The organism is Comamonas terrae, from assembly GCF_001544075.1.
Lineage (GTDB): Bacteria > Pseudomonadota > Gammaproteobacteria > Burkholderiales > Burkholderiaceae_C > Comamonas > Comamonas terrae.
The window spans coordinates 1-25687 of sequence record NZ_BCNT01000018.1; the positions used below are offsets into that span (position 1 = coordinate 1).

A 25687-nucleotide genomic window follows, 5' to 3' on the forward strand; every position below is an offset into this window, starting at 1 on the left:
CCGCAAAGCCATCCGTTCACGGATGGCTTTTTTGTTTTGGCATGGCACATGCACGTGGGTACTGCTCTTGTCTTTCTAGCAGGAAACCCTTGCCATGCAAGCACTATGCCGATACGCTATCGTTCCGTTTTTCATGGACTGAATGACAAAGGCTGCACCTCACGGGAACTTTTGTCACAGATGGAGACACCATCCAGACTGGGCCGCCCGGGCTTTTGCTTGAGCGCATTCCTGTTTTCCTTTCCGAATCTGTTCCAACAACGCTTCTGATCCATGCGTCCGGCATCGTCCCTGCTGCTGTCGTTGCTGATGTTTGCCGCCATCGTGGGCGTGCAAATGGCTGTCTTGTGGCCGGCGGGCGCGCAGGATGCAGTGGCAATGGCCTATGTGCAGGACATGGAACCGCACGAATACGGCGTGGATGTGTTGCAGGAATTCGAGGAGGATGTGGAGGATGAAACGGTGGAGTTCTCCATCCACCGTCCGCACCGCACCGCCGAAGTGAATACGGTGCAGGATGATCGCAACGAGCTGTTCGGCCCGCCCGAAGCCGTGGCCGTCCTCGTGGCCGATGTCCGGGTGTCGCCACAGGCGCATGTGGCGCACCCCACTTTCCCCTGGCTTGACAGCATGCTGCGGCCACCCAATACGGGCCTGCGCCAGGCAGGCTCGCTCCAGCGCATCTGACGCACCTCTTTTGAAGTGCTCGGCCGGCTGCTGATCGCTCCCGACCTTTCCTGCCTTTGAAGATATTCCGGGCCTGACAAGCCCGGAATGCGCTTGCCATGGGCTGACGCCTTGCGGCAACTGGCGACAGCTTGCGGGTTGCGCCACTTCGTCCTGGCATGCCTGAACCGCTTCCGGCAGGCGGCCCCGGCCGCTGCGCCCGGTCGCCGAATCCACTCTTTCCTCACTTCCTCTGCCTTCAAGAAGGCAGCCGTGTTCTATGTCCAATAGATCGATAGCACCGGCTTTTCTGCCGGCCACAGCCTGTCCGTTCCGCGCGGACCCATCTTCATTGCCGCGCTTGGTCCGGCTTGCCGCACTCGGCATCTGCCTGGCCGGATGTTTCGCGGCCCAGGCCCGCGAAACCGGCGTTGCAGCCGCCCCGGCCAATGCGGTCAGCGCCGAGCCGCAGCAGCCCAGGCTGAGCCTGGAGCAGCTGGTGCAGACCGTGCTCGACAACAATCCCGAGCTGCGTGCGGTGCAGCAATCCGGCGTGACGGCACAGGCCGCGGTGCTCAGTGCCGGCGCCTTGCCCAATCCCAAGCTGGAGTGGAGCCGTGGCGACAACACGGCGCGTCTGGCATCGGCCACGCCCGGCAGCGTGCAAAGCATGGGTATCTCGGTTCCCATAGAGATGCCTTCGGTGCGCAGCGCACGCATCGAGGCGGCGCAGGCGGGCCAGCGTGCGTCGGTGCACCAGATTGCCGCATCGCGCAATGCGCTGGTGGCACAGGTCAAGCTCAAGGCCTATGAGGTGGTGCTGCGCCAGGCCCAGGCCCTGGCTGCTCGCGATGCCGTCCGGTTGCTCGAGCAGGTTCATGAGCGTGTGCGCGTGCGTGTCTCCAGTGGCGAGGCGGCCCGCTACGAGATCATCAAGGCCGATGCGGAGCTGATCAATGCACGCCAGCAGGAGCAGACGGCCCGGCTGATGGCCGAGCAGTCTCTGCTTTCGCTCAACCGCCTGGCCGCAGGCCATCTGCCGGCGCGCTTCGATCTGGCCCTGTCGCTGCAGGATCCGGTGGTGCCCGACCAGCTGCAGAACATCAACTGGCAGGCCCATCCGGAGCTGCTGCAGCTGCAGTCCGAAGTGGACAGGGCCGAAGCCCAGAAGCAGGGCGCCAGGGCCAGCCGATGGCCTGGCGTGGAGCTGCGCTATGCCCAGACCCGCGAGCCGGACATCCGCAACCATACCGTGGGTGTGAGCGTGCAGATCCCTTTGTTCGACCAGCGCCGTGGCCCGATGGAGGAAGCCGCTTCGGAAGCCGAGCGTGCCCGCGTGCGGATGGAAGGACGCCGGGCAGAGCTTGAGCAGCAGATGCAGCAGGCGTGGAAGGTGCTGGAGATGGCGCAGGTGCGTACCAAGGCCCTGAGCGAAGGCGCGGTGCGCGAAGCGGAGTCCGCCCTGCGCGTGGCCGAGGCCGCCTACCGCTTTGGCGAGCGGGGGATTCTCGATGTGCTCGATGCCCAGCGTGTGCTGCGCACCGTGCGCGCCGATCTGCTGGAGGCCCGCTACCAGCTGCAGTCCGCACGCATCGAACTGGATTTCCTGGCTGGCCGCTATGCCGATGCCTCTGCGTTCTGAGCGTCAGTTTTCTCACTTTTCAAACACGTCTATGTCTTCCCATCAAAACTCTCTCGCCATGGCCCTGGCGCTTGCCGGACTGCTGACCCTGAGTGCCTGCGGCAAGAATGAAAAGAGCGCCGCGGCGCCCGTTGCGGCGGCCGAGGCCAAAGCCGAACTGGACCCCATGGAGGTCGTGGTGCCTGCCGCGATGGCCGGCAACTTCAGGACGGCGCCGGTGGTGGCAGCCGATGTGGCGGCCGTGCAGGAAGTCGCAGGCCGCATCGAGGCCAACGAGCGCAAGGTCACCCGCATCGGTGCGGCAGTGACTGGTCGCGTGACCGAAGTGCTGGCCGAAACCGGCGACCGCGTCAGGCACGGCCAGGTATTGGCGCGCGTGGCCAGTCCGGAGCTGACCACCGCCCAGCTGGCCTATATGCGCGCCAGCGCCAATGCCACGCTGGCCGAGCGCTCGGTGGAGCGCGCGCGCCAGCTGATCGCGGCCGACGTGATCGGCTCCGCCGAGCTGCAGCGCCGCGAATCCGAGGTGCAGATAGCGCGTGCCGAGCTGCGCGCCGCAGGCGACCAGCTCAGGCTCATGGGGCTGTCCGGCGATGCGCTCGATCGCCTGCGCGGCCAGGGCCATGTCGCGCCCCATGCGGCCATCACCGCATCGTCCGCCGGCATCGTGATCGAGCGCCAGGTCAGCCAGGGCCAGGTGGCCCAGCCTGGCGATCCCCTGTTCACGGTGGCGGACCTGTCCAATGTCTGGGTCGTGGGCGCCTTGCCCGAGCAGATGGCACGCAGCGTGCAGACGGGCCAAAGCGTGCAGGTCGATGTGCCGGCGCTGGGCCTGACGGCCGAGGAGGGCCCCATCTCCGGCAAGATCATCTATGTGGGCGACACGGTGTCTGCCGACACGCGCACCGTGACCATCCGTACCCAGGTGGACAACAGGGACCTGGCGCTCAAGCCCCAGATGCTGGCCACCATGAAGATCCAGGGGGCCAGCCAGAAAACCCCGGCCGTTCCCGTCGCGGCCGTGGTGCGCGAGAACGACAAGGACCACGTCTATGTGAAAAAGTCCGAGAACCACTATCGCCTCACGCCCGTGGAGCTCGGAGTGGCCAGCAGCGGTCTGCGTCCGGTGCTCAAGGGCTTGGAGGAAGGCGTGCAGATCGTGGTGGAAGGCGCCTTTCACCTGAACAACGAGCGCAAGCGCGCCGAGCTGGAGTAAGCCCATGATTGCTTCCCTGATTCGCGCCGCGCTCACGCAGCGGCTGGTCGTGATCGTAATGTCCCTGGTGCTGTGCGGCTTTGGATTGCGCGCCGCCATGAACTTGTCGGTGGATGCCTTTCCCGACGTGACCAATGTGCAGGTGCAGATCGCCACCGAAGCCCCGGGGCGCTCGCCCGAAGAGATCGAGCGCTTCGTGACCGTGCCGCTGGAGATCGCCATGACGGGCCTGCCGGGTCTGGTCGAGATGCGCTCCCTCAACAAGAGCGGCCTGTCGATCATCACGCTGGTGTTCACCGACGCGACCGATGTCTATTTTGCACGCCAGCTCGTCACCGAGCGGCTGATCGAGGTCACGCCGCGCATGCCGCAGGGCATCGTGCCGGTGCTGGGGCCGGTGTCCACGGGCCTGGGCGAGGTGTACCAGTACACGCTGGAGCATCCCGACGACGGCCGGCGCGAGCTCACCCAGCAGGAGCTGACCGAGCGCCGCACCATCCAGGACTGGGTGGCGCGGCCGCTGCTGCGCTCGATTCCCGGCGTGGCCGAGATCAACTCGCAGGGCGGCTATGTCAAGCAGTACCAGGTGCTGGTGGATCCGAGCCGGCTGCGCCACTATGGGCTGACGGTCCGCCAGGTCGTGCAGGCCGTGGCGGACAACAACGCCAACGCCAGCGGCGGCATCCTGCCCCAGGTGACGGAGCAGTATCTGATCCGCGGCATGGGCATGATCCGCACGCTGGAAGACATCGGCAACATCGTGCTCAAGGAGCAGGGTGGTGTGCCGGTCTATGTGCGCGATGTGGCCACCGTGCAGATCGATGCCGAGGTGCGCCAGGGCGCCATCATCAAGGGCGGCTATACCGAAGGCGTTTCGGGCATCGTGCTGATGATGCGCGGCGGCAATGCCAAGGAAGTGGTGACGCGCGTGAAAGAGCGGGTTGCCGAAATCAATGCCAAGGGCATGCTGCCCGGCGGCCTGCAGATCGTGCCTTACTATGACCGTACCGACCTGGTGGATTCCGCGCTGTGGACGGTGGGCAAGGTGCTGATCGAGGGCATTTTCCTCGTCGTGGTGGTGCTGTTCATCTTTCTGGGCGATGTGCGCTCCAGCCTGATCGTGGTGGCCACGCTGATCATCACGCCGCTGACCACCTTCATCCTCATGAACCGCTACGGCATCTCGGCCAACCTGATGTCGCTCGGCGGCCTGGCCATTGCTATCGGCCTGATGGTGGACGCCACCGTGGTGGTGGTGGAAAACGTATTCCACAAGCTGGGCCAGGCTGGCAGCAGCAGGGGCGAACGTGTGCGCACGGTGCTTTCGGCCACGGCCGAAGTAGCCACGCCCACGATCTTCGGCATTGCCATCATCATTCTGGTATTTCTGCCGCTGATGACGCTGCAGGGCATCGAAGGCAAGATGTTCGGCCCGCTGGCGCTGACGATTGCCATTGCGCTGGCGGTGTCGCTGGCGGTATCGCTGTTCCTGTCGCCTGTGCTGTGCTCGTATTTCCTCAAGGGTGGTGCGGACCATGACACGCGGCTGATTGCATTCCTCAAGCGCCATTACCTCAAGCTTCTCGATGGCGCGACGGCGCGCAGCCGCCTCACGCTGGCCCTGGCAGTGGCCCTGCTGCTCGGTTCGCTGGGCCTGTTCCCGTTCCTGGGCAAGTCCTTCATGCCGACCATGAAGGAGGGCGCGCTGACGCCGCAGATCAACCGCGTGCCCAGCATTTCGCTCGACGAATCGATCCGCATGGAAATGGCGGCCATGAAGGAAGTGGCGCAGGTGCCGGGAGTGCTGTCCGTGGTGTCCAAGCTGGGCCGCGGCGAATCGCCGGCCGACCCCGCGGGCCCCAACGAGTCCGACCCCATCGTGCTGCTGGATCCCACGTCCGATCGCACGCAGGACGAAATCGACGAGGACATCCGCCAGCGCCTGTCCAGGATTCCGGGCGTGCAGATCGTGCTCTCGCAGCCGATCTCCGAGCGTGTGGACGAAATGGTGACAGGGGTGCGCTCGCAGCTGGCCATCAAGATCTTCGGCGACGAGCTGGAAGATCTCAAGGAAGTCTCCGAGCAGGTGGCCCGCATTCTCAAGAGCGTGCCGGGCAGCACCGACATCCGCATCGAGCGCCTCTCGGGCCAGCAGGCGCTGACCGTGGACATCGACCGGAAGGCCATTGCACGCCATGGCCTCAATGTGGCCGATGTGCAAAGCGTGCTGGAATCCGCCATTGGCGGCAAAGATGTGACCACGCTGTATGAAGGCGAGCGCCGCTATGCCGTGGTTGTGCGCTTTCCCGAAGCCTTCCGCGGTTCGCCCCAGGCCATTGGTGCCACCTTGCTGACCACGGCCACCGGCGGACAGGTGCCGCTCAACAATGTGGCCAGGATCGAGCTGGTCGACGGCCCCGCACAGATCAGCCGGGAAGGCGGCAAGCGCCGTGTGGTGGTGGGCGCCAATGTGGAAGGGCGCGACCTCGGAGGCTTCGTGGCGGAGGTGGAGCAGCGTCTGGAAAAGGAAGTGAAGCTGCCCGACGGCTACTACTTCAAGTTCGGCGGCCAGTTCGAGAACATGGAGCGTGCCATGGGTACGCTGCAGGTGATCGTGCCCCTGACCATTGCCGCGATCTTCTTCCTGCTGTTCCTGCTGTTCAATTCGGTCAAGCTGGCCGCGCTGATCATCCTGGTACTGCCCTTCGCATCCATCGGCGGCCTGATCGGCCTGTTCGTCACGGGCGAATATGTGAGCGTGCCGGCATCGGTGGGCTTCATCGCTCTGTGGGGCATTGCCGTGCTCAACGGGGTGGTGCTGGTGACCTGCATACGCAAGCTGCGCGAGGACGGCCTGGACGTGGTCCAGGCCGTGCGCGAAGGCTGCGTGCAGCGTTTCCGTCCCGTCATGATGACGGCGACGGTAGCGCTGCTGGGGCTGGTGCCTTTCCTGTTTGCCACAGGGCCCGGCTCCGAGGTGCAGCGTCCACTGGCCATCGTGGTGATCGGCGGCCTGATTTCCTCCACGCTGCTGACTCTGGTGGTGCTGCCCACGCTGTACCGCTGGTTTGACGAAACGCCCACCGAGGCTTGATATCCGCAAAGGAGATGACGATGAAAGAAATCCGTGCCATCGTGCGCCCCAGCCGCCTGGAGCGCTTGCGCGAATCGCTACGTGCCATTCCCAACTTTCCCGGCGTGACCCTCTTCAAGGCCGAAGGCTTTACTGCGCCTGCAGCCGTGGACAAGCGCACGGTCAAGGAAGAGCTGACCGACTTCTCGGACAAGCTCATGCTCTGCGTCATTGCGGACGACACCATGGTCGAGCCCATACGGCAGGCCATTTTTGCGGCCTGCCGTACCGGGCAGATAGGCGACGGCCTGGTCTGGACCGTGGACATCGCCGAAATGCACCGCATACGCGATGGCGGTGCTTTCTAGGACATGCCCGCCGTCCGGGCGAAGAAGAGTGCCCCGGCCTTTTCTTCGCCTGGCATGCAAAAAATGCAGTGCCTTGGAAAAAGCGCTCCAAAGCCTGTGCTACAATTTTTGTATTGCAGCAAACAAGCAGTGTTTTGGTTGCTCAAGGGGGTATAGCTCAGCTGGGAGAGCGCTTGCATGGCATGCAAGAGGTCATCGGTTCGATCCCGTTTACCTCCACCAAGATTGAAGACGGCGAGTTGCAAAACTCGAATCGTTCTAGGAATTGACCCTATCGTCTAGAGGCCTAGGACATCACCCTTTCACGGTGAGTACCGGGGTTCGAATCCCCGTAGGGTCGCCAAGTCTGAAGCGCTTGAAGCTCGAAGAGAGCTGGCAAAGCTTCCTGCCAGGAGTGGTAGTTCAGTTGGTTAGAATACCGGCCTGTCACGCCGGGGGTCGCGGGTTCGAGTCCCGTCCACTCCGCCAAAATCCATGAAAACCCGTTGAATTTTTCAACGGGTTTTCTTTTATCTTGTGCAGGCGCAGACATCAACAAGAAAGCTGGCCCGATGCGTGTTCTGCTGGTTGACGACCATATCGTGTTGCGCGATGCCCTGGTACTGCTGCTGACACAGCGCTTTGCGCATGCTCAGTTTCGCTGTGCCAGCACGCTCGCGCAGGCGTGCGATGTCCTGGCTGCCTATGCCCCTGACCTTTTGTTGATTGATCTGTCCCTGCCCGATTCCCAGGGGCTTGAGGCCTTGCTCCTGCTGCGCGACATGGTGCCGCAGGCTCGCGCCGTCGTGGTATCCGCAGATGATCGGGCCGAGACGATTTATGCTGCGCTGGATGCAGGGGCGGCAGGCTTTCTGCACAAGGCGACGGATAGCGTGGAGTTTGTCGAGGCGCTGCAAAGCGTCATGGAAGGCCATGTGGCGCTGCCATCCTCGTTTGTGGCGCGGCCTGCTGCAGTTTCGGCGTCCGATGCGCTGGGCCTGTCCCCGCGTCAATGGGAGGTCCTGAAGCTGGTGCTGCAGGGCAAGCCCAACAAGCTGATCTGCCGGGACCTGGATCTTTCTGCATCCACCGTCAAGACCCATCTGTCAGAGATCTATTTGCGGCTTGGTGTACGCTCCCGCTCGCAAGCTATCGTCGAAGTGGTTCGGCGAGGCATCAGGAGCGTCTGAAACTGGGTCTGCACTTCGGCGGGTGTCATAGCAAGGGGCGTAGTTCCTTGCTGAGCGCCAGCAGCAGTTCCTCGCTGCTGAAGGGCTTGTGGAGGACCGCGACGCCTGAATGTTCCTGACGCGCCAATTGATCGGGGGAGGTATTTCCCGTCACTAGCAAGGTGGCCATCGGCATGGGTGTGCTCGAGAGCAACTCTATGATCAGATCCAGTCCATTTCCGTCGGGCAGCAGGGCATCGCTGATGAAAAGGTCCGGCCAGTCTTGTGTGGCCAGCATGTGCGCCTGAAGATCGGCGGCGCAGGAAAAGCATTGCAGCCGCATGCCCCATTGCACTAGTTGCAGGGCGAGTGCTTCGCGTACCGTATCGTTGTCTTCGACCAGCCAAGCTGCGCGGCCGCGCAGAATGGCCGCGTCTACCCAGGGCTCCATGCCTTGTGCAAGGGGCATGCCTGTGGCATCGGTCAGGGCAAGGGTGAGGCGGAAACAGCTGCCACGCCCCGGATGGGAGCTCAGTTCCAGCGCATGCCCGAGCTGCATGGCAGCATGGCGGACAATGGCCAGGCCAAGCCCCAGCCCTTCGGAGGCGATGCGGCTGGGGTTATGCAACTGGACGAAGGGCTCGAAGATGGCTTCCTGGGCATCGGCCGCGATGCCGGATCCGGTGTCCCAGACACATAGCTGCACCTGTCCCTGCGATTTGCGGTTGCGCACCGCCACCAGAACGCCTCCCCTTTCCGTGTAGCGGATGGCGTTGTTCACCAGGTTGCGCAGAATCTGCTCAAGCAGCACCGGGTCCGACAGGACGGTGTGTGGCGTAGGGCGCATGCGCAGGTGCAGTCCCTTGCTTTGTGCATGCGACGACTCGTGGGCTTGCACGGCTTCGAAAATATCTTGCAGCTTGACCGGGCTGGACTTGGGGGGCGCCCGTCCCGTACTATCCAGCCGCGAGAAATCGAGTAGATGCCTGAGCAAATCTTCCATGGCCGACACGGCTCGACCCAGGCGGGCGAACAGGTCCTGTACTGCGGCGCTTGATGCGGTTTTCGCCATTTCCTGGCGCAGCAGGCCAAGCAGAAGGCTGACGCTGACCAGCGGCTGTCGCAGATCGTGGCTGGCATTGGCGATGAAGCGTGTCTTGGCTGCATTGGCGGCATCCAGATCGCGGGTGCGCAGGGCAACCCGCGTCTCCAGCGTACGGTTGAGCTGATCCACCTGCGCCATGGCATCGAATAGGCGCACCAGCAGCAGGCCGGAATAGCTAAAGAGCGCCAGTGGCAGCACGCGGGTCAGAGTTATGGAGTGCGTGATGGGGAGCCAGCCCAGCAGCTGGTAGGCAAAGTCATGAAGGGCTGCCACAAAAATGGCCAGCAGGCATGCGCAAAGCGCCCAGTGCATGAAATCCCGGGCAGAGCGAGCGGCGGCCACCACGAGCTGTATCGACCGCAGATTCATGGCGGCAAGCACCCCATATACGAGTACGCGCGTAGTCGGCAACCATGGAGCAGGCAGGCAGGCCGCCAGCAAGGGAATGCCGCACATCAGGCTCCAGAAAAACCGGGGCCGGAGCAGCGGGCGGCCGAAGCGCAGACTATGGGCATAGGCCTGGAGAAGAATTCCCATCCAGATGATGGCCGTGAAGAGAAATTTCTCTATCCACTCGTTGGGCCAGGCCAACAGGTTGCCGTAGAAGACATAGTTGCGCACGCTGCTGATCAGCTCCAGCGCTCCGAACAAGCCTATGGCCTGCTCGCGTGGCTGCCGCCAGGCCACAATGAGCAGCAGCACGGCAAGCACGGCGGCCGCCAGGTTCAAGTGCTGCGTGAGTTCGTGGTACCACCACAAGGCTTGGTTGTACGAGCGCTCCAACAGATGGGCGGGTCCGGCTTGCACGGTCGACAAGCCGCCGAGATGGCTGTAGTGCAGAACCATGCGCAGCTCGTTGTCGCCGGCCTGGAGCAGATGGGGAGGCAGTCGGATCAACCCTGGCGCCGGTACCATGCGGTTCTCCGGCGGATGTCTGTCGATCAGGGTTCCGTTCAGGTGAATCTCATGTGTCGGCGAGATGCGCTCCAGCTCCAGCACCCAGGGAACATCGGGAGCGGCGTCAAGCGGCAGGATCAGGCGGTATTCACCGCGGCCGCTGGCAGGTATGCCACGCAAGGCCCAGGTGTCGGGCAGTTGGGTCGGGATCCAGGGGGCGGTGTCGTCGCCGCGGAAGTCGGCTTGGTCGAACACCCGTATGGACTCCTGTTCGGCATGGGCTGCACCTGGCAGCCCGAACAGCCAGGTGGCGCAAAGCCATAGCGCGACGCTGGCGCAGACATGCAGACACCGGTGCATGGCGAAGGCGAGCGCGCGCATGTTGATGGGAGTGTGAAGGGGTTTTCGGGCCCGCCCCATTCTATCCGCCAAGCCGGGTCAGCTTCCGTACTAAAACAAAGGCGACGGGCCTGGCAGCCGCATCGCCTTTGGCTGGAGCACGCAATAGAAGTTTATGGCTTGACGACGGATACCGAGAGGAAGCGAGCGTTGATATTGGTATCCGCGCGGGTTGCCAGCGTCATGCCGCCGAAGGGAAGCTGAACCACTCCGCTGCACGAACCTGCGCCTTGGCCGCCCGCTCCCGTGCAGGCATTGCGGGCGCGATAGCGCATGCCATCGAAGGGGATGTTGTAGGTGATCGTATCGGTATGGCTGTCCGATGCGAAGCTGCGGGTGACCGTACCGGTTGTGTCATCAACGGCCGTAACCGTGTTGGTGTCATCCGGCTGCATGGTGAGTCCGCCAGCGTTCAGCTGGAACTGCCAGTATGACGACGAGTTGCCCACGGGTGGCAGGGCCAGCTTTCCCTTTGAAACCAGTGCGGCAATGGATGGGTTGTTGGTGTCGGAGCCTTGTGCCAGCAGCAGCGTCTTGCCGGATGCGTTGCGGAAGGCAAATACCCGGTCCTGGGATATGCCCTTTTCCATGTAGTCGAAGCCACCGGCAGGATTGGCGACCAAGGTGCCTTTCGATTGCGTGTCCGGTGCGCAGGCCTCGGCGCCGGACGGGCAATTGTGCGACAAGCCGTTCGCGCCATCGGCTGAGAACTCGGTATCGCCGTAATCGCCGATCTGCGTGTCGAACGTCTTTGAATATCCCACCCGGTCGTAGCTGCCGGCCAATGCCGCGACGGAAAGGACTTGCTCCGGAAAGGCAATCATCGCTTTTCCTGTCATGCCGGAGCCCGACAGCATGGTCATCACGCCAGAGCGCGACACGAGGATGCGCGTGCCGGCTACGTTGTTGATGGTGGCGGTGTAGTTGCAGGCGGAGCCTGCCAGTGCCTGGCCGTCGATCTTCATGGTGGCGACATCCACGGCCAGCGTACCGGTGCCGCTGCCCAGCAGATCCACATAGCGTAGCGTGCCGGTTTTGAGTCCCGGACAATCTGCTGCAGCGGCGGGGGCCAGCACGGTGTTCACGATTGTGGACAGGTTGGTGCCCCCAAGGGCCGCAGCCGCCGTGAGGTCAGAGAGTTTGATTTCCGCACTGGCCAGTTTGGCTCCCAGCTTGTCGAGCACGCCATCGTAGTTGGCGGCAGTGCCGTTCGCGCCGCTGCCGGCCTGCAGAGGGCCGCCCACGATATCGCTGACCGTGGATATGTCGATGAAGGCAGCCAGAGCTTGCGCCAGCGCTTTTTGCGCGGTGACAACGGCCGATGGATCAACGGCCTTGGGGCTCACGCCGAAGGCGTCAAAAAAGGATTTCGGATCGGTGCCGGCGAACTGGGCGACCAGCAACTCGCTCAAGGGCGTGATATTGGCTGTGGCACTGGCTGTTTGGCCAGAGCCGGCCAGCATTGAATGCAGTGTGGTTTTGCCATCGGCACTGGTGGCGCTCAGCACGCAAGGCAGTGTGCCGTTGGTGATGCTGGCGGTGTAGGTGCCATCCGTGCCAGAGGTCGCAGTTGCATTGCCGGCAGCACACAGCACATTGATGGCCGCTGAGGCCATTGCTGCACCGGTGGCTGCCGTGCCGCTGATCTTCAGTGTGGTGGACTTGTCTTGCGACTGAGAACCGCTGCTGCCGTCTCCGCCGCCGCAGGCTACAAGGGCTGTCGGGAGCACGACGGTGGCGATCACGCGTGCAATGGCTGTCATCTGTGGCTTCATGTTTTCTCCCTGCTCAAAGGTTGCTTTGGGGCGGATTATTGGAATGAGCGCCTGGGAGGGACTATCGGCCATGTGGCCGATGGAATAGGCTCTCTACATATGCTTACACGCTGTAAGAACGGGCCAGCTTCTTACAGCGCGACGGTTTGGTTGCGGCCTGACGCCTTGGCCTGGTAAAGGCCTGTGTCGGCGCGTTTGAGCAGTGCGCTGAAATCCACATCTGCATCGGTCACGGTGGCCACGCCGATGCTTGCCGTATAGGCGGGTATATCGGCTAAAGCCTGCCGCTCCAGGGCCTGGCGGATACGCTCTGCCGCGGTCCAGGCGGCCGCGCTGCCGGTCTCGCGAAGCACCACGACGAACTCCTCGCCGCCGTAGCGTCCCAGCACGTCGCCGTTGCGCAAGCGGGATGCGATCAGGGCGGTGCAGTCCTGCAGCACCCTGTCGCCGATGGGATGACCCCACTGGTCGTTGATGTCCTTGAAGCGGTCTATGTCCAGCAGCAGCACGGAAAACGGCCGCGCGTAACGCTTCCAGCGCGACCATTCCTTTTCTCCGGCCTGGAACAGGGTGCGCCGGGTGAGCGCGCCGGTCAGGCTGTCGTGGGAAGCCTGATGCTCGAATTCATACCGGACGCGCTCGCTGACCATCAGCAGTGCACCTATGCTCAGCAGCAAGGCCGACAGGTGGAAGCCGGCCGCATAGATCTGCTGCATGGGTGCGCGCATCAGCCGGGTCGAGCCGGGTTCGTCAAACCAGAAGGTGGTGCTGGCCCTGAGTACCATCACCATGCACAGCAGCACCAGAACAATCACCATGAGACGGCAAGAAAATCCCTTGCCATGGCGATGGAGCAGCCGTGCATGCGCGAAGGCGCAGATCGCCATGCCGCCGGCAAACAGCAAGGTGCGGGCGCGGAAGTCCGGCTGAATCTGCCAGAAATAGCTCATGGCCACCAGCAGGGCCACGCCTGCCGTGGCCCAGGAATGCCATGAGCATGGTCGCTGCCAGAAGCGCTGGCTGCCGACATAGAACAGGCCCATGCCGCTCATCAGCAGGGCATTGCCCGCCAGCATGACCAGAAAAGGCGGCAGCAGGCCTTCAAGGCCGAAGAAGATGCTCGAGGCCGTGCACAGCAGCGGTGCCAGGCACCAGGGCAGCACGCCCGGCATGGCCATCGGCAGACTGCGGCGCACGCCCCACAGGACCATGGCCATGACGGCACAGGTCAGGCCCGCCACAGAACTGATGGAGAGCGGATCGATATGCGGCATTTGCGCTAGTTTGAAACAAGTCAATACAAATTGTTGTCAAACATTTTCAAGCGCAAAAAAGCCTGCGCAATAGGGCAGGCCTTGGGGTTGGGCTTGAAGCAGGTCGCGTCAGCGCGGCGCGAGGCGGATGGCTCCGTCCAGGCGGATCACTTCGCCGTTGAGCATGTCGTTTTCCAGGATGTGCTTGACCAGCTTGGCATAGTCTGCGGGCGTTCCCAGGCGGCTGGGGAAGGGCACGCCCGCGGCCAGCGCGTCCTGCACCTCCTGCGGCATGCCGAACAGCATGGGTGTACCGAAGATGCCCGGTGCTATCGTCATGTTGCGGATGCCGCTGCGCGCCAGGTCGCGGGCAATCGGCAAGGTCATGCCCACGATGCCGCCCTTGGAGGCTGCATAGGCGGCCTGTCCGATCTGGCCGTCATAGGCCGCCACGCTGGCGGTGGAAATCAGCACGCCGCGCTCGCCGGTGGCTTCGGGCTCGTTGCGGTTCATGGCCTCTGCAGCGAGGCGGATCATGTTGAAGCTGCCGATCAGGTTGACCGTGATGGTCTTGGTATAGAGCGCAAGACTGTGTGCACCGTTCTTGCCCACGGTTTTTTCCGCAGGGGCAATGCCCGCGCAATTGACCAGGCCCGCCAGCTTGCCCAGGCTGGTGGCCTTGGAAACGACTGCTTGTCCATCGGCTTCGCTGCTCACGTCGCATCGCACGAAGGCGCCGCCGATGTCGCGGGCCACGGCCTCGCCCTTGTCTGCCTGCATGTCGGCGATCACGACCTTGCCGCCATGGGCCGCCAGCATGCGGGCGGTACCTTCGCCCAGGCCGGAAGCGCCCCCGGTCACGATGAATACGCGGTCTTGGATCTGCATGGATGTCTCCTAGGGTTCTGGGAACGCATTACGTTAACGTAAACGTCAATTATGCATGCCGGATGGCGAAAAGCGCAGGGTCCGGGAAGGCAAAAAAAAAGCCCGATCACGGGGATCGGGCTTAAAGGATCCGTGAAACGGGGGTTTCAGGAGGATCCAAGGAGACAACTGGTGAGGCCGCCATCTAGCGATATCGGCCTGGCATGGGGCGATTATAAGGGTAAACCCGAATTTTTGCATCCCATGCCGATAAGCCTGTCTTAGCGCTTGGCGTTGCCGGTGGTCTTGACGGCTTCCGTGGCGGTGTTGGTCACGGTGTTGAAGTTGGTCTCGGCCAGGTCGGACGCCTGCTTCACGGCCTTTTGCACCGATTCGAAGGCGCTGTTGGCGGCGGAGACGGCATTCTTCATGATGGCCACTGCGGATTCGGAACCGGCGGGGGCGTTCTTGGCCGTGCTTTCGAGCAGGGCGTTGAAGTTCTTGCGGGCTTCGGTCACCTGGGTTTCGAAGGCCTTGCCGAATTCGGTCGTCGTTGTGCTGGCGATGTCGTACAGATGACGGCTGTAGGAAGCGGTCTTCTCGGCCAGGGGCTGGAACAGGCTGGCTTGCAGGGCCAGCAGCTCCTGCGCATCCTTCACGCTCAGGACGGCCTGGGTGTGCTGGGCAGCTTCGTTCAGGGCAGCGCGCGAAGCGGTCACGTTCAGTTCAACCAGCTTTTCCACGCCTTCGAAGGCTTTGGTGGTCAGGCCGAACAGGGTTTCGACGTTGGCTTTGTGTGCGCTCAGGATTTGGTCAGGGGTCAGGCTCATTTCATTCTCCAAATTTGCAGATCGGACAAGGGGATCGGGACGGAGGCAACAACTGCGCTGACATGGCCGCCAGTCTTTTGGACTGGTATGTTGCAGTGCAGCATGAGCGTATTGTAGAGAGGCTTGATGCTGCAATGCAAGCAATAAATTGCTGCACTGCAGCAAAAAGTTTGGAAAATTGTTGGTTTTTGATAGATGTTTGATTTCGCAAGGTTTTTTATGTCTTGTAGACGACATAAAAATGCAGGGCGCCGCTCAAATTGCCTTTTTACGGGCAATAAGGTCGAGGCTGTATTGCCGAGTTTCGAATCTACCGAAGCCATTAACGAATATCCCGCTCATTCATGGGGAAACGGAAATGCCGCTTCGGCCGATAAATCCCTCTCGGAAAAACAAAAGGTCTGTCGATGCGGTACGGCAAACTGTCTCCTTGGTGCTGGTTGGCAGGCGGCGCATGCGCACAATGGCGGCCATGACCGACCACAGCCCTGCACCGCAACCTGCGAGAACCGAGCGCGCCGTGCCCCAGCCGCGCCAGGCCTATGCCGTATTCCGTGACATCAGCACGCGCTGGTCGGACAACGATGTCTATGGGCATGTGAACAATGTCGTCTACTACAGCTGGTTCGACACGGCCGTGAATGCGTATCTGATCGAGCAGGGCGTGCTGGATATCCACGGCGGCCAGACCATAGGGCTGGTGATAGAGACGCAGTGCAATTACTTTGCCTCGCTGGCCTTTCCGCAAATGGTGGAAGCCGGCATCCGCGTGGCCCATATCGGCAGCTCCAGCGTGCGCTACGAGGTCGGGCTGTTCGCCAAGGGCGAGGCCAGTTCGGCGGCGGCCGGGCATTTCGTGCATGTCTATGTGGACAGCCAGACGCGGCGGCCGGTTTCCATTCCAGCCGCCTTGCGCGCCGCACTGGAGCCATTGCGCAAGGCTTGAGCGCGCCGTGGGCCCTGGGCCTTCGGTTTTGATAGCTGCCTGCGCTTGCCTGGCGGGCGTTACAACCGGTTTTCAATGAAACTCGCCGGACGAGCGGCCACTGCGGCCGAAAACCAGGGCGCCTGCGGGAATCGCCTACACTCGATGTTCTGACTCACGTCTGCCAGTCTTTTTGCTGCCGGGCTCTCCAGTCCGCCGCCGTCCATGATCATCACCAGCCTGCTCGACACCGACCTGTACAAATTCACGATGATGCAGGTGGTGCTGCACCAGTTCCCGGGTGCGCAGGTCGAATACCGCTTCAAGTGCCGCAATCCGGGCGTGCAGCTGGCGCCCTATGTGAACGAGATCCGCGAGGAGATCCGTTCGCTGTGCCAGCTGCGCTTCCAGGATGCCGAACTGGCGTACCTGGGGTCGCTGCGCTTCATCAAGAGCGATTTCGTGGACTTTCTGGGGCTGTTCCAGCTCAACGAGAAATACATCACGGTGACGCCTCTGGCCAACGGCGAGATCGACATCACGATCAAGGGCCCATGGCTGCACACCATCCTGTTCGAGATTCCGGTGCTGGCCATCGTCAACGAGGTGTACTTCCGCAACACCCAGCTGGTGCCGGCCTTTCCCGAAGGGCGCCGGCGCCTGGACCATAAGATCGCGCTGCTGCAGCAGGAGGGGCTGGAAACGCTCAAGATCGCCGACTACGGCACGCGCCGGCGCTTTTCCAAGGCCTGGCACGAGGAAGTGCTGCGCGTGCTGTGCGCACGCCTGGGCACGGAAGGGGGCCTGCGCCCCGGCGTCGGGCGCAGGCCGGGCCAGCTTGCCGGCACCAGCAATGTGCTGTATGCGATGAAGCTGGGCATCACGCCGCTGGGCACGCTGGCGCACGAATACCTGCAGGCCTGCCAGTCGCTGGGGCCGCGTCTGCGCGACAGCCAGATCTTCGGCTTCGAGTCCTGGGCACGCGAATACCGCGGCGACCTGGGCATTGCGCTGTCCGACGTCTATGGCATGACGGCCTTTCTGCGCGACTTCGACCTCTACTTCTGCAAGCTCTTCGACGGCGCGCGCCACGACAGCGGCGATCCCTTCGAGTGGGGCGAGCGCCTGATCGCGCACTACAAGGCCAACAAGATCGATCCGCTGACCAAGGTGCTGATCTTCAGCGACGGCCTGACGGTGCCGCGCACCATCGAACTGTTCGAGCGCTTCAATGGCCGCTGCAAGCTGGCCTTCGGCATAGGCACCAATCTGACCAACGACCTGGGCGATGCACCCGACCATGTGCCCCTGCAGATTGTGATCAAGATGACCCGCTGCAACGGCCAGCCCGTGGCCAAGCTGTCGGACACGCCGGGCAAGAGCATGTGCGACGACGAGAAATACCTGGCCTATCTGCGCCAGGTGTTCGAGATCGCCCCGCCCGGGGCCAAGGGCTGAGCGCAGGCAGGGCAGGCATTCCGATACAACGACAAGGGAACAGGGGAGACAGGCTTTGAACACAGGCCTCGGACGCTTATCCAGGAAGAATGGCCGGCAAGCCATTGCGGCGGCTTGCCTGCTGCTGGGCGCAGGCGCGGCGCAGGCGGGCGAAATCGACGGTGCCGCGCTGTCGGTGGCCTGGGGCGTGCCGTTCGTCGGCATGCTGCTGTCGATTGCCCTGATGCCTCTGCTGCTGCCCAGGTTCTGGCACCACCACTTCGGCAAGGTCACGGCGGGGTGGGCGCTGGCATTTCTGCTGCCGTTCACGCTGGCGTTCGGCGCCGGTGCCGCCGCGCACCATTTCGTGCATGCGCTGCTGGCCGAGTACCTGCCTTTCGTGATCCTGCTCACCGCGCTGTACACCGTGGCCGGCGGCATCTACATCCGCGGCAATCTCGTGGGTTCGCCGGGTCTGAACACCGCCATCCTGGCCATGGGCGCCGTGCTGGCCAGCTTCATGGGCACCACGGGCGCTTCCATGCTGCTGATCCGGCCGCTGCTGCGCGCCAACGACAACCGGCGCCATCAGGCCCACGTGGTGGTGTTCTTCATCTTCATCGTCTCCAATGCGGGCGGGGCGCTGACACCGCTGGGCGATCCGCCGCTGTTCCTGGGCTTTCTGAAGGGCGTGGACTTCTTCTGGACCGTGCGCCATGTCTGGGGACCGATGCTGTTTCTCACGCTGGCGCTGCTGGCCGTGTTCTATGCCATCGACAGGCGGCTGATGAGAGAAAGGGGCGAGACCGACTTGCCCGATCCCACGCCCAGCCTGGATGCCTCGGGGGCTCCCAGCCGCCTGGGCTTTGAAGGCGGCGTGAACTTCGCGCTGCTGCTGGCCGTGGTGGCCCTGGTGCTGTTCAGCGGCGTCTGGCGCACGCCTGCGGGCCTGGAGGTCGCCGGCATCCGTGTGGGCCTGCCCGGCCTGGTGCGCGATGCGGGTCTGATCGCCGTGGCGCTGCTGTCGCTCTGGCTCACGCCGCGGCGCGTGCACGCTGCCAACGAATTCGGCTGGGGGCCCATGCAGGAAGTGGCCAAGCTGTTCGCCGGCATCTTCCTGACCATTATTCCCGTGATCGCCATGCTCAAGGCCGGTGTCGACGGTCCGTTCGGCGCCATCGTGCGCGCCGTCACGCGCGCCGACGGTACGCCCGATCCGGCCATGTACTTCTGGGCCACCGGCGCGCTGTCGTCCTTTCTCGACAATGCGCCCACCTATCTGGTGTTCTTCAATACCGCGGGCGGCGACCCGGCCCATCTGATGACCGACATGGCACTGACGCTGACGGCGATTTCAGCCGGTGCCGTCTTCATGGGCGCCAACACCTATATCGGCAATGCGCCCAACCTCATGGTCAAGGCCATCGCGGAAGACCGCGGCGTGAAGATGCCGGGCTTTTTCGGCTACATGGCCTGGTCTTTCTGCGTGCTGCTGCCGCTGCTGGTGCTGATCACGCTGTTCTGGTTCTGGAAATGAGCAGTCGCCGGGCCGGCGTGCGCCTTTCCCTTGCAGGCAAGGGCGGCATGGTCGGCGCGGACGGCGTGCCACACATCAAGGAGAAAACGACATGAATTGCAAGCCCCGCATCCTGATTGCCCGCGCCATTTCGCCCGAGGTGGTGCAGCGCCTGGAGCAGCATTTCGAAGTGGAGTCCAACCAGGACGACGTGATCTGGAGCCCGCAGGAGCTGGTGCAGAAGCTGCAAGGCAAGGACGGTGTGCTGACCACGGGCTCGCAGACCATCGATGCGGCGCTGCTGGCTGCCTGCCCGCAGCTCAAGATCGTGGCCAACATGGCCGTGGGCTACAACAACTTCGACGTGCCCGCGATGACGGCGGCCGGCGTGCAGGGCACGAACGCGCCCGATGTGCTGACCGAGACCACGGCCGACTTCGGCTTCGCGCTGCTCATGGCCACGGCGCGCCGCCTGACCGAAAGCGAGCACTATCTGCGCGCCGGCAAGTGGACTTCCTGGCGCTACGACCTGTTCGCGGGAGCGGAGGTGCACGGCAGCACGCTGGGCATCATCGGCATGGGCCGCATCGGCCAGGGCATTGCCAGGCGCGGTGCCCACGGCTTCGGCATGAAGGTGATCTATCACAACCGCTCGCGCCTGGCTCCCGAGCTGGAGGCCGAATGCAAGGCCCGCTACGTGAGCAAGGCCGAACTGCTTGCCAGCGCCGACCATGTGGTGCTGGTGCTGCCCTTCACCCAGGAAAACCACCACACCATCGGCGCGGCGGAGCTGGCGCAGATGAAGCCCACGGCCACGCTGATCAACATTGCGCGCGGCGGCATCGTGGACGATGCGGCCCTGGCCAGGGCGCTGCGCGACAAGCGCATTGCCGCCGCCGGCCTGGACGTGTTCGAGGGCGAGCCGGCCGTGCATCCGGACCTGCTGACCGTGCCCAATGTGGTTCTCACGCCGCATATTGCCAGTGCCACCATGGGCACGCGCCTGGCCATGGCCGATCTGGCGGCCAGCAACCTGATCGCCTTTTTCGAGGGGCGCGAGGTGTTGACGCCGGTCAACAAGCCGGCCCGGTGAACGGGGGGCAGTGAAGCGGCAGGTATCCGGGCGGCAGGCGGGGTGGATTAGTAGGGCCCATGTCACATCAGTTTCAAGGCGATTTGGGGTGGCTGGCAGGTGCCGGAACCGGTGCCTGGCTTTGATAATCCGCTGCCTCCTATCGCAGGACCTGTTGCAAGGCCAGCGGTATGGCCTTTCTTCACTATCCCGGGTCACCCCATGCCATTCATCCGCACCAGCGTCCACAAGGACACCCCCGCCGCCCAGCGCCAGGCCATCGTCAACGGCATCCACCAGGCCCTGATCGACGGCATCGGCATGCCTGCCGACGAGCTGTTCAACATGGTCAGCGACTATGACGAGCAGCAGTTCTTCTTCAGCCGCACTTTCAACGGCTACCAGCGTTCGGACCGCGTGGTCGTGGTGGAGATCACCATGCGCCGCGGCCGCAGCGACGCGATGAAGCGCGCCCTCTATGCCAATATCGCCGCCAACCTGGAGAAGGATGCCGGCGTGGCGCCGAACGATGTTTTCATCTTCACGCACGAAAACGACTACTCCGACTGGTCGGTGGGCGGCGGCAAGTTCGCCATGGCCATTGCCCAGCAGGTCGGCCCCGACGCCTGACCGGTGCCCGGATGCCCGCGGGGCATCCGGGCGCTGCCGAATTTCTGCCGTATCCCGCCAGATCCACCTATCTGGCGAACAGCGCCTTCTCCATTGCTGGGGGATGGCGTGGCACGGCTGCGCTTCCGAGCGCCCGCTATCTGATAGATTTCGTTGACGAGCAAGCGCTTGCTCGACACTGCCGGACGCGAAATGGCATGCCCATGCCTTGTGATCCTGCAGAAAATGCTTCCAGTGCTTGAGGGTCAAGCGCCGGAAGCTATTGAAATAATAGCTTTGCAGTGTTCCTGCAGGCAATGAAAGAAGCGGTTGCATACGGTGACTTCGTGGTGGGTATGGTTGCTCGTGGCGGTAGGCTTGGGCCTGCAGCTGGTCTTGCTCTGGTGGCTGGCGGCGCTCAGGCGCGCCGCGCAGGCCGCAACCGGACCCGAAGCCCTGCGGCTGCAGGCCCAGGTGCTGCAGGGGTTGCAGGCCGTGGATCTGCGCCTGCAGCAGCTGGAACGCGGCAGCCAGGCCACGCAGATGGCCGTGGCCAAGAGCGATGGCGCGCTGGACCGCGTGACCCAGCACCTGCAGACGCATCTGGTCCAGGCCCAGCAGGATGCCCAGGCGGCGCGGCGCGAGCAGGGCATGGCGCTGGCGGGTTTTCGCGAAGAGGTCACGCAGCTGGCCGCGCGCCTGTCGGCCGACAGCCTGCAGGCGCGCAACAGCCTCGCGCAAAGCAGCGCCGAGCAGAACAGCCACGTCCAGCAGCGCTTCGAGGCCCTGGCCGAGACCACGCGCGGCATTCTGGACTCGCTCAAGGGCGACATCCAGCAGCAGCTCACGCACATGAGCACCCAGATGGGAGCGGCGCTCAAGGACCAGCTCACCGGCAATGGCGAGCAGCTGCGCCATCAGTTCGCCGTGCTGCAGGACGCGGTGGGCATGCAGCTGGCAGGGCTGGCGCAGGGCCAGCAGACCACGGCCGAGCAGCTGCGCGGCACGCTCAACGAGCGCCTGGCGGCCATCCAGAACGACAACGCCGCCAAGCTGGACGAGATGCGCCGCACCGTGGACGAGAAGCTGCATGCGACGCTGGAGCAGCGGCTGGGCGAATCGTTCAAGCTGGTCAGCGACCGGCTGGAGCAGGTGCACAAGGGGCTGGGCGAAATGCAGAGCCTGGCCGGCAGCGTGGGCGACCTCAAGCGCGTGATGACCAATGTGAAGTCGCGCGGCACCTGGGGCGAGCTGCAGCTGGGTGCCATCATCGACAACGTGCTCACGCCCGAGCAGTACGCGAAGAACGTGAAGACCGTGCCGGGCAGCGACGAGCTGGTGGAGTTCGCCATCCGCCTGCCCGGGCGCCAGGACGAGCAGCCGGTGTGGCTGCCCATCGACGCCAAGTACCCGGTCGAGCACTACCAGCGACTGCAGGATGCGCTCGACAGCGCGGACCGCATGGCCATCGCCGCGGCCGGCAATGCGTTCGAGAGCTCCATCCGCGCCGAGGCGAAGAAGATCTCCGGCAAATACATCGCGCCGCCGCATACCACGGACTTTGCCGTGATGTATCTGCCCACCGAGGGCCTGTTCGCCGAGGTGCTGCGCCGTCCGGGCCTGGTGGAGACGCTGCAGAACGAGAACCGCATCGTGGTGACGGGGCCGGCCAACCTGGCGGCCATGCTCAGCAGCCTGCAGATGGGCTTCAAGACGCTGGCGATCGAAAAGCGCTCGTCCGAAGTCTGGGGCGTGCTGGGCCAGGTCAAGACCGAGTTCGCCAAGTTCGGCGAGGTGGTGGAGGCCACGCGCAAGTCCATCGATGCGGCCGCGCGCAAGTTCGACCAGGTGGGCGTGCGCACGCGCGCCATCCAGCGCCATCTGCGCAACGTTCAGGCGCTGCCCGAGCCGGGCAGCGCCGAGGCCGCAGCCGGTCTGCCGCTGTTTCCCGCCGTGCCGGACGCGGGGGATGACGAGGAATGAATGCCACGCTGCTGCGCCTGATCCTCGCGCAAATCTCCATCCATGCCTGCATGACGGGCATGCGCATGGCCACGCCGCTGCTGGCGCTGAAAGAAGGCTTCAGCGCTGCGGCAGTGGGCATGCTGCTGGCGCTGTTCGCGCTCACGCAGGTCTTCCTGTCCCTGCCTGCGGGCCGCTATGCGGACCGCAACGGCCTCAGGAAGCCGCTGCTGCTCAGCGTGACGGCGGCCTGCCTGGGCGCGGGGCTGTCCGTGATGTTCCCGACCTATCCGGTGCTGTGCGCGGGGGCCCTGCTCACGGGCGGCGCGGCAGGCACGGCCCTCATCGCGCTGCAGCGCCATGTGGGGCGCTCGGCCCATTCCAAGGAAGAGCTGCGCAAGGTCTTCAGCTGGCTGGCCATAGGCCCGGCCGTTTCCAACTTCCTGGGACCGTTCTTTGCCGGCCTGCTGATCGACTATGCGGGCGGCGAGGAAGCCAGCCTCACGGGTTTCCGCTGCGCTTTTCTGCTGCTGGCCCTGCTGCCTTTGGCCGCCTGGTGGTGGGTGCGCACGGTGGCCGAGCTGCCGCCGCCCGAGGCCCCTGCCAGCGGCAAGCAGGCCACGGCCTGGGACCTGTTGCAGAACCAGGGCTTCCGGCGCCTGCTGCTGCTGAACTGGGCGCTGTCCTCATGCTGGGACGTGCATACCTTCGTGGTGCCCATCCTGGGCCATGAACGCGGCCTGCCGGCCTCGGTGATCGGCACCATCCTCGGCGCCTTCGCGATTGCGGCAGCCCTGATCCGCCTGCTGATGCCCCTCCTCACGCGGCACATGAGCGAATGGGCGGTGGTCATGGGCGCCATGGTGGCGGCCTGCGCGCTGTTCATCGCCTACCCGTTCATGCCCGGTGCATGGAGCATGGGCGCCTGCTCGGTGCTGCTGGGGCTGGTGCTGGGATCGGTGCAGCCCATGGTGATGAGCATGATCCACCAGATCACGCCGCCCGCGCGCCACGGCGAGGCACTGGGCCTGCGCATGATGGCCATCAACGGCTCCAGCGTGGTCATGCCCGTGCTGTTCGGCTCCATCGGCGCGGTGGTCGGCGTGTCTGCGCTGTTCTGGGCCGTGGGCACCATGGTGGGTGTCTCGTCGCGCCTGCCCTGGCTCATAGGCCATGAGGACATGCCCAGCGAGGCGGAATGGCTGGAGCACGAAGCCGGGCATTGAAGCTCCGGAACCGGCGCGGCCCGGTACGGCACACGTAACAAGAACCTGTGCCGGCCGGGCTCCCGCGCCCTGAGAAGCATGCCCCGGGAAGCCCCGTAGCGCGGCTCGGGAGGTCAGCGAACCACGGGGTCCCAGCCGCGGTTGTAGTACTGCTGGATCAGTGCCCAGGCCTCGGCCGGCTCGTCGGTATAGCGGAACAGGTTTAGGTCCTGGGCCGAGATCGTGCCTTCCTCGATCAGCAGGTCCAGGTTGAGCAGGCGTTTCCAGAATTCGCGGCCGAACAGGATGACGGGCACGGGCTTGGACTTGCGCGTCTGCACCAGGGTCAGCACTTCGAACAGCTCGTCCATGGTGCCGAAGCCGCCAGGGAAGGCCACCAGTGCCTTGGCGCGCATCATGAAATGCATCTTGCGCAGCGCGAAGTAGTGGAACTTGAAGCTCAGGTCCGACGTGATGTAGGGGTTGCCGTGCTGCTCGTGCGGCAGGCCGATGTTCAGGCCGATATTGGGTGCGCCTGCATCGTGCGCACCGCGGTTGGCCGCTTCCATGATGCCGGGGCCGCCGCCCGTGCAGATGTAAAAGCGTTCGGTGGGCGCCTGCTTCATGCCCTCGGTGGCCACGATGCGCGCAAAGCTGCGAGCAGCCTCGTAGCGCTGGGCATTGCGCACGGCGCGCTCGGCCAGGGCCATGCGCTGGCTGTCGCCGCTGGCGCGGGCTTCGGCCAGCTGCTGCTGGGCCTGCTCGGCATCGACAAAGCGTGCGCTGCCGTAGACCACGATGGTGTGCTCGATGCCGCGTTCGATCTGGGCCAGGTCGGGCTTGAGCAGCTCCAGCTGCATGCGAATGCCGCGGGTCTCGCGGCGGAACATGAACTCGGGATCGGCGAATGCCAGGCGATTGGAATGAGGTTCCAGGGGCTGGCCGTTGTGGGCCTGGTCGTGCAACTGCGCCCAGGCATTGGCCAGATCGGTATCAGACAGGGGAGAAGAGATTTGCATGGACCCTCGGTACGAAAAACTGGGTGGCATGGAGCTGCGCCTGCAGCTCCGGATTGAAGTTTGGTAGCACGGGCCGCCCGTCCACCCATGGCTTCAATCTCATATGTATTTGCATTGCATATGATGCTTGCACTATACGCTCACAAACTCATAGCTCGCGGGACCAGGGGGCGTCGGAACCCACAAATTCCCGGGATGGTTGCCGTCAGGCGATATTACTGCTATGTGAGCGCATGCTTTGGTTGCTTATCTTGCACCCCAATGGTTCCAGCTCTGCATGCCGGCAAAGGTCATGGCCAGCGAGCCGAAAAGGTGCAGGCCGGACCAGCCCAGTGCCGTGGCCAGCCGCTGCTGCTGCAAAAGAGCAATGACTTCCGCGGAAAAGCTGGAAAAGGTGGTCAGCGCGCCCAGAAAGCCGGTGATGACGGCCAGCTTCCAGGCGGGATCGAGCTCGGGCATCGCCTGGAACAGGGCCACGAACAGGCCGATCAGGTAGCCGCCGATCAGGTTGGCGGCCAGGGTGCCCCAGGGCATGCTGGCGCCCGAGCTGAGCCACAGGCCCAGGCCCCAGCGCGACAGGGCGCCCACGCAGGCGCCTATGCAGATGGCAAGAATATTGAGCATGGCCGCAATCTAGCGCATGGCGGCAAAGCCTGCCGGCGGCTTGCGGCAAAGACTGGCGGTGCCCCATGCCATGCCGGGA

The 25687-nt window shown here is 63.9% G+C and carries 22 protein-coding genes and 3 tRNA genes; 18 read left to right on the plus strand and 7 right to left on the minus strand.

Features of this window, described 5'->3' with window-relative positions; genetic code table 11:
- The 10 genes from Cte04_RS21900 to Cte04_RS18665 all read left to right on the plus strand — a co-directional run.
- Positions 1 to 270: hypothetical protein (locus Cte04_RS21900; protein ID WP_217997592.1), on the plus strand; the 270-nt coding region annotated here is incomplete at its 5' end.
- A 3-nt stretch (positions 271 to 273) separates the two neighbouring features.
- Positions 274 to 687: a hypothetical protein gene (locus tag Cte04_RS18625; protein ID WP_066482328.1), complete on the plus strand. Its 414-nt coding sequence runs from the start codon at positions 274 to 276 to the stop codon at positions 685 to 687.
- Between the two features lie 340 nt (positions 688 to 1027).
- On the plus strand, positions 1028 to 2308 hold the full coding sequence (locus Cte04_RS18630) for a TolC family protein (protein ID WP_066482338.1): 1281 nt from the start codon (positions 1028 to 1030) through the stop codon (positions 2306 to 2308).
- A gap of 31 nt (positions 2309 to 2339) precedes the next feature.
- Positions 2340 to 3524: an efflux RND transporter periplasmic adaptor subunit gene (locus Cte04_RS18635; protein ID WP_066482342.1), complete on the plus strand. Its 1185-nt coding sequence runs from the start codon at positions 2340 to 2342 to the stop codon at positions 3522 to 3524.
- A gap of 4 nt (positions 3525 to 3528) precedes the next feature.
- Entirely contained in the window at positions 3529 to 6618 is a 3090-nt protein-coding gene (locus tag Cte04_RS18640) for an efflux RND transporter permease subunit (protein WP_066482344.1), read from the plus strand.
- 14 nt (positions 6619 to 6632) lie between these two features.
- Entirely contained in the window at positions 6633 to 6965 is a 333-nt protein-coding gene (locus Cte04_RS18645) for a P-II family nitrogen regulator (RefSeq protein WP_066482348.1), read from the plus strand.
- A gap of 146 nt (positions 6966 to 7111) precedes the next feature.
- Positions 7112 to 7187 (plus strand) — tRNA-Ala (locus tag Cte04_RS18650).
- A gap of 45 nt (positions 7188 to 7232) precedes the next feature.
- Positions 7233 to 7308, plus strand: a tRNA-Glu gene (locus Cte04_RS18655).
- Positions 7309 to 7356: 48 nt separating this feature from the next.
- Positions 7357 to 7433, plus strand: a tRNA-Asp gene (locus Cte04_RS18660).
- A gap of 83 nt (positions 7434 to 7516) precedes the next feature.
- Positions 7517 to 8134 carry a response regulator gene (locus Cte04_RS18665; protein WP_066482355.1) on the plus strand — a complete coding sequence of 206 codons (618 nt, stop codon included), beginning with the start codon at positions 7517 to 7519 and terminating at the stop codon, positions 8132 to 8134.
- A gap of 25 nt (positions 8135 to 8159) precedes the next feature.
- Here Cte04_RS18665 and Cte04_RS18670 read toward each other — a convergent pair whose 3' ends face one another.
- The 5 genes from Cte04_RS18670 to Cte04_RS18690 form a co-directional block, all read right to left on the minus strand.
- A complete protein-coding gene (locus Cte04_RS18670; protein WP_066482362.1) occupies positions 8160 to 10496 on the minus strand; it encodes an ATP-binding response regulator in 2337 nt (778 codons plus the stop codon).
- 131 nt (positions 10497 to 10627) lie between these two features.
- Positions 10628 to 12289: a hypothetical protein gene (locus tag Cte04_RS18675; protein ID WP_066482371.1), complete on the minus strand. Its 1662-nt coding sequence runs from the start codon at positions 12287 to 12289 to the stop codon at positions 10628 to 10630.
- A 131-nt stretch (positions 12290 to 12420) separates the two neighbouring features.
- Positions 12421 to 13563: a GGDEF domain-containing protein gene (locus tag Cte04_RS18680; protein ID WP_066482376.1), complete on the minus strand. Its 1143-nt coding sequence runs from the start codon at positions 13561 to 13563 to the stop codon at positions 12421 to 12423.
- 108 nt (positions 13564 to 13671) lie between these two features.
- Positions 13672 to 14430 (minus strand): 3-hydroxyacyl-CoA dehydrogenase, encoded by a 759-nt coding sequence (locus Cte04_RS18685; protein WP_066482379.1) that lies wholly within the window; start codon positions 14428 to 14430, stop codon positions 13672 to 13674.
- Between the two features lie 260 nt (positions 14431 to 14690).
- Complete coding sequence (locus Cte04_RS18690) at positions 14691 to 15239, minus strand: phasin family protein (protein WP_066482381.1); 549 nt, start codon at positions 15237 to 15239, stop codon at positions 14691 to 14693.
- Positions 15240 to 15301: 62 nt separating this feature from the next.
- Here Cte04_RS18690 and Cte04_RS21905 point away from each other — a divergent pair, with 62 nt between their 5' ends.
- The 8 genes from Cte04_RS21905 (at position 15302) to Cte04_RS18730 (ending at position 23986) form a co-directional block, all read left to right on the plus strand.
- On the plus strand, positions 15302 to 15442 hold the full coding sequence (locus tag Cte04_RS21905; protein ID WP_217997593.1) for a hypothetical protein: 141 nt from the start codon (positions 15302 to 15304) through the stop codon (positions 15440 to 15442).
- A 269-nt stretch (positions 15443 to 15711) separates the two neighbouring features.
- Positions 15712 to 16185, plus strand: coding sequence for an acyl-CoA thioesterase (locus tag Cte04_RS18700; protein WP_370671038.1), 474 nt, complete (start codon positions 15712 to 15714; stop codon positions 16183 to 16185).
- 204 nt (positions 16186 to 16389) lie between these two features.
- The gene (gene pncB / locus Cte04_RS18705) at positions 16390 to 17622 is read left to right on the plus strand and encodes a nicotinate phosphoribosyltransferase (protein WP_066482387.1); all 1233 of its coding nucleotides are present in this window, start codon (positions 16390 to 16392) and stop codon (positions 17620 to 17622) included.
- 103 nt (positions 17623 to 17725) lie between these two features.
- The gene (locus tag Cte04_RS18710; protein WP_066482618.1) at positions 17726 to 19138 is read left to right on the plus strand and encodes a sodium:proton antiporter; all 1413 of its coding nucleotides are present in this window, start codon (positions 17726 to 17728) and stop codon (positions 19136 to 19138) included.
- A 91-nt stretch (positions 19139 to 19229) separates the two neighbouring features.
- Entirely contained in the window at positions 19230 to 20210 is a 981-nt protein-coding gene (locus tag Cte04_RS18715; protein ID WP_066482397.1) for a 2-hydroxyacid dehydrogenase, read from the plus strand.
- 201 nt (positions 20211 to 20411) lie between these two features.
- The gene (locus Cte04_RS18720; RefSeq protein WP_066482403.1) at positions 20412 to 20819 is read left to right on the plus strand and encodes a tautomerase family protein; all 408 of its coding nucleotides are present in this window, start codon (positions 20412 to 20414) and stop codon (positions 20817 to 20819) included.
- 522 nt (positions 20820 to 21341) lie between these two features.
- Positions 21342 to 22781: a DNA recombination protein RmuC gene (locus tag Cte04_RS18725; protein WP_083526756.1), complete on the plus strand. Its 1440-nt coding sequence runs from the start codon at positions 21342 to 21344 to the stop codon at positions 22779 to 22781.
- Positions 22778 to 23986: an MFS transporter gene (locus Cte04_RS18730; RefSeq protein WP_066482412.1), complete on the plus strand. Its 1209-nt coding sequence runs from the start codon at positions 22778 to 22780 to the stop codon at positions 23984 to 23986. Before Cte04_RS18725 ends, Cte04_RS18730 begins: the two co-directional genes overlap by 4 nt.
- Positions 23987 to 24099: 113 nt before the next feature.
- Here the strand turns inward: Cte04_RS18730 and Cte04_RS18735 are convergent, their stop codons facing one another.
- Together Cte04_RS18735 and crcB are read right to left on the minus strand one after the other, a co-directional pair.
- On the minus strand, positions 24100 to 24984 hold the full coding sequence (locus Cte04_RS18735; protein ID WP_066482416.1) for an LOG family protein: 885 nt from the start codon (positions 24982 to 24984) through the stop codon (positions 24100 to 24102).
- Between the two features lie 246 nt (positions 24985 to 25230).
- Entirely contained in the window at positions 25231 to 25608 is a 378-nt protein-coding gene (gene crcB / locus Cte04_RS18740) for a fluoride efflux transporter CrcB (RefSeq protein WP_066482417.1), read from the minus strand.
- Between the last annotated feature and the right edge of the window lie 79 nt (positions 25609 to 25687).

Excerpts from the sequence above, each read along its gene's own strand:
- Cte04_RS18625 (WP_066482328.1), top strand. The coding sequence starts at position 274 with ATGCGTCCGGCATCGTCCCTGCTGCTGTCGTTGCTGATGTTTGCCGCC.
- Cte04_RS18635 (WP_066482342.1), top strand. The coding sequence starts at position 2,340 with ATGTCTTCCCATCAAAACTCTCTCGCCATGGCCCTGGCGCTTGCCGGA.
- Cte04_RS18640 (WP_066482344.1), top strand. The coding sequence starts at position 3,529 with ATGATTGCTTCCCTGATTCGCGCCGCGCTCACGCAGCGGCTGGTCGTG.
- Cte04_RS18645 (WP_066482348.1), top strand. The coding sequence starts at position 6,633 with ATGACGATGAAAGAAATCCGTGCCATCGTGCGCCCCAGCCGCCTGGAG.
- Cte04_RS18665 (WP_066482355.1), top strand. The coding sequence starts at position 7,517 with ATGCGTGTTCTGCTGGTTGACGACCATATCGTGTTGCGCGATGCCCTG.
- Cte04_RS18670 (WP_066482362.1), bottom strand. The coding sequence starts at position 10,496 with ATGCGCGCGCTCGCCTTCGCCATGCACCGGTGTCTGCATGTCTGCGCC.
- Cte04_RS18675 (WP_066482371.1), bottom strand. The coding sequence starts at position 12,289 with ATGAAGCCACAGATGACAGCCATTGCACGCGTGATCGCCACCGTCGTG.
- Cte04_RS18680 (WP_066482376.1), bottom strand. The coding sequence starts at position 13,563 with ATGCCGCATATCGATCCGCTCTCCATCAGTTCTGTGGCGGGCCTGACC.
- Cte04_RS18685 (WP_066482379.1), bottom strand. The coding sequence starts at position 14,430 with ATGCAGATCCAAGACCGCGTATTCATCGTGACCGGGGGCGCTTCCGGC.
- Cte04_RS18690 (WP_066482381.1), bottom strand. The coding sequence starts at position 15,239 with ATGAGCCTGACCCCTGACCAAATCCTGAGCGCACACAAAGCCAACGTC.
- Cte04_RS21905 (WP_217997593.1), top strand. The coding sequence starts at position 15,302 with ATGGCCGCCAGTCTTTTGGACTGGTATGTTGCAGTGCAGCATGAGCGT.
- Cte04_RS18700 (WP_370671038.1), top strand. The coding sequence starts at position 15,712 with ATGACCGACCACAGCCCTGCACCGCAACCTGCGAGAACCGAGCGCGCC.
- pncB (WP_066482387.1), top strand. The coding sequence starts at position 16,390 with ATGATCATCACCAGCCTGCTCGACACCGACCTGTACAAATTCACGATG.
- Cte04_RS18715 (WP_066482397.1), top strand. The coding sequence starts at position 19,230 with ATGAATTGCAAGCCCCGCATCCTGATTGCCCGCGCCATTTCGCCCGAG.
- Cte04_RS18720 (WP_066482403.1), top strand. The coding sequence starts at position 20,412 with ATGCCATTCATCCGCACCAGCGTCCACAAGGACACCCCCGCCGCCCAG.
- Cte04_RS18725 (WP_083526756.1), top strand. The coding sequence starts at position 21,342 with ATGGCCGTGGCCAAGAGCGATGGCGCGCTGGACCGCGTGACCCAGCAC.
- Cte04_RS18730 (WP_066482412.1), top strand. The coding sequence starts at position 22,778 with ATGAATGCCACGCTGCTGCGCCTGATCCTCGCGCAAATCTCCATCCAT.
- Cte04_RS18735 (WP_066482416.1), bottom strand. The coding sequence starts at position 24,984 with ATGCAAATCTCTTCTCCCCTGTCTGATACCGATCTGGCCAATGCCTGG.
- crcB (WP_066482417.1), bottom strand. The coding sequence starts at position 25,608 with ATGCTCAATATTCTTGCCATCTGCATAGGCGCCTGCGTGGGCGCCCTG.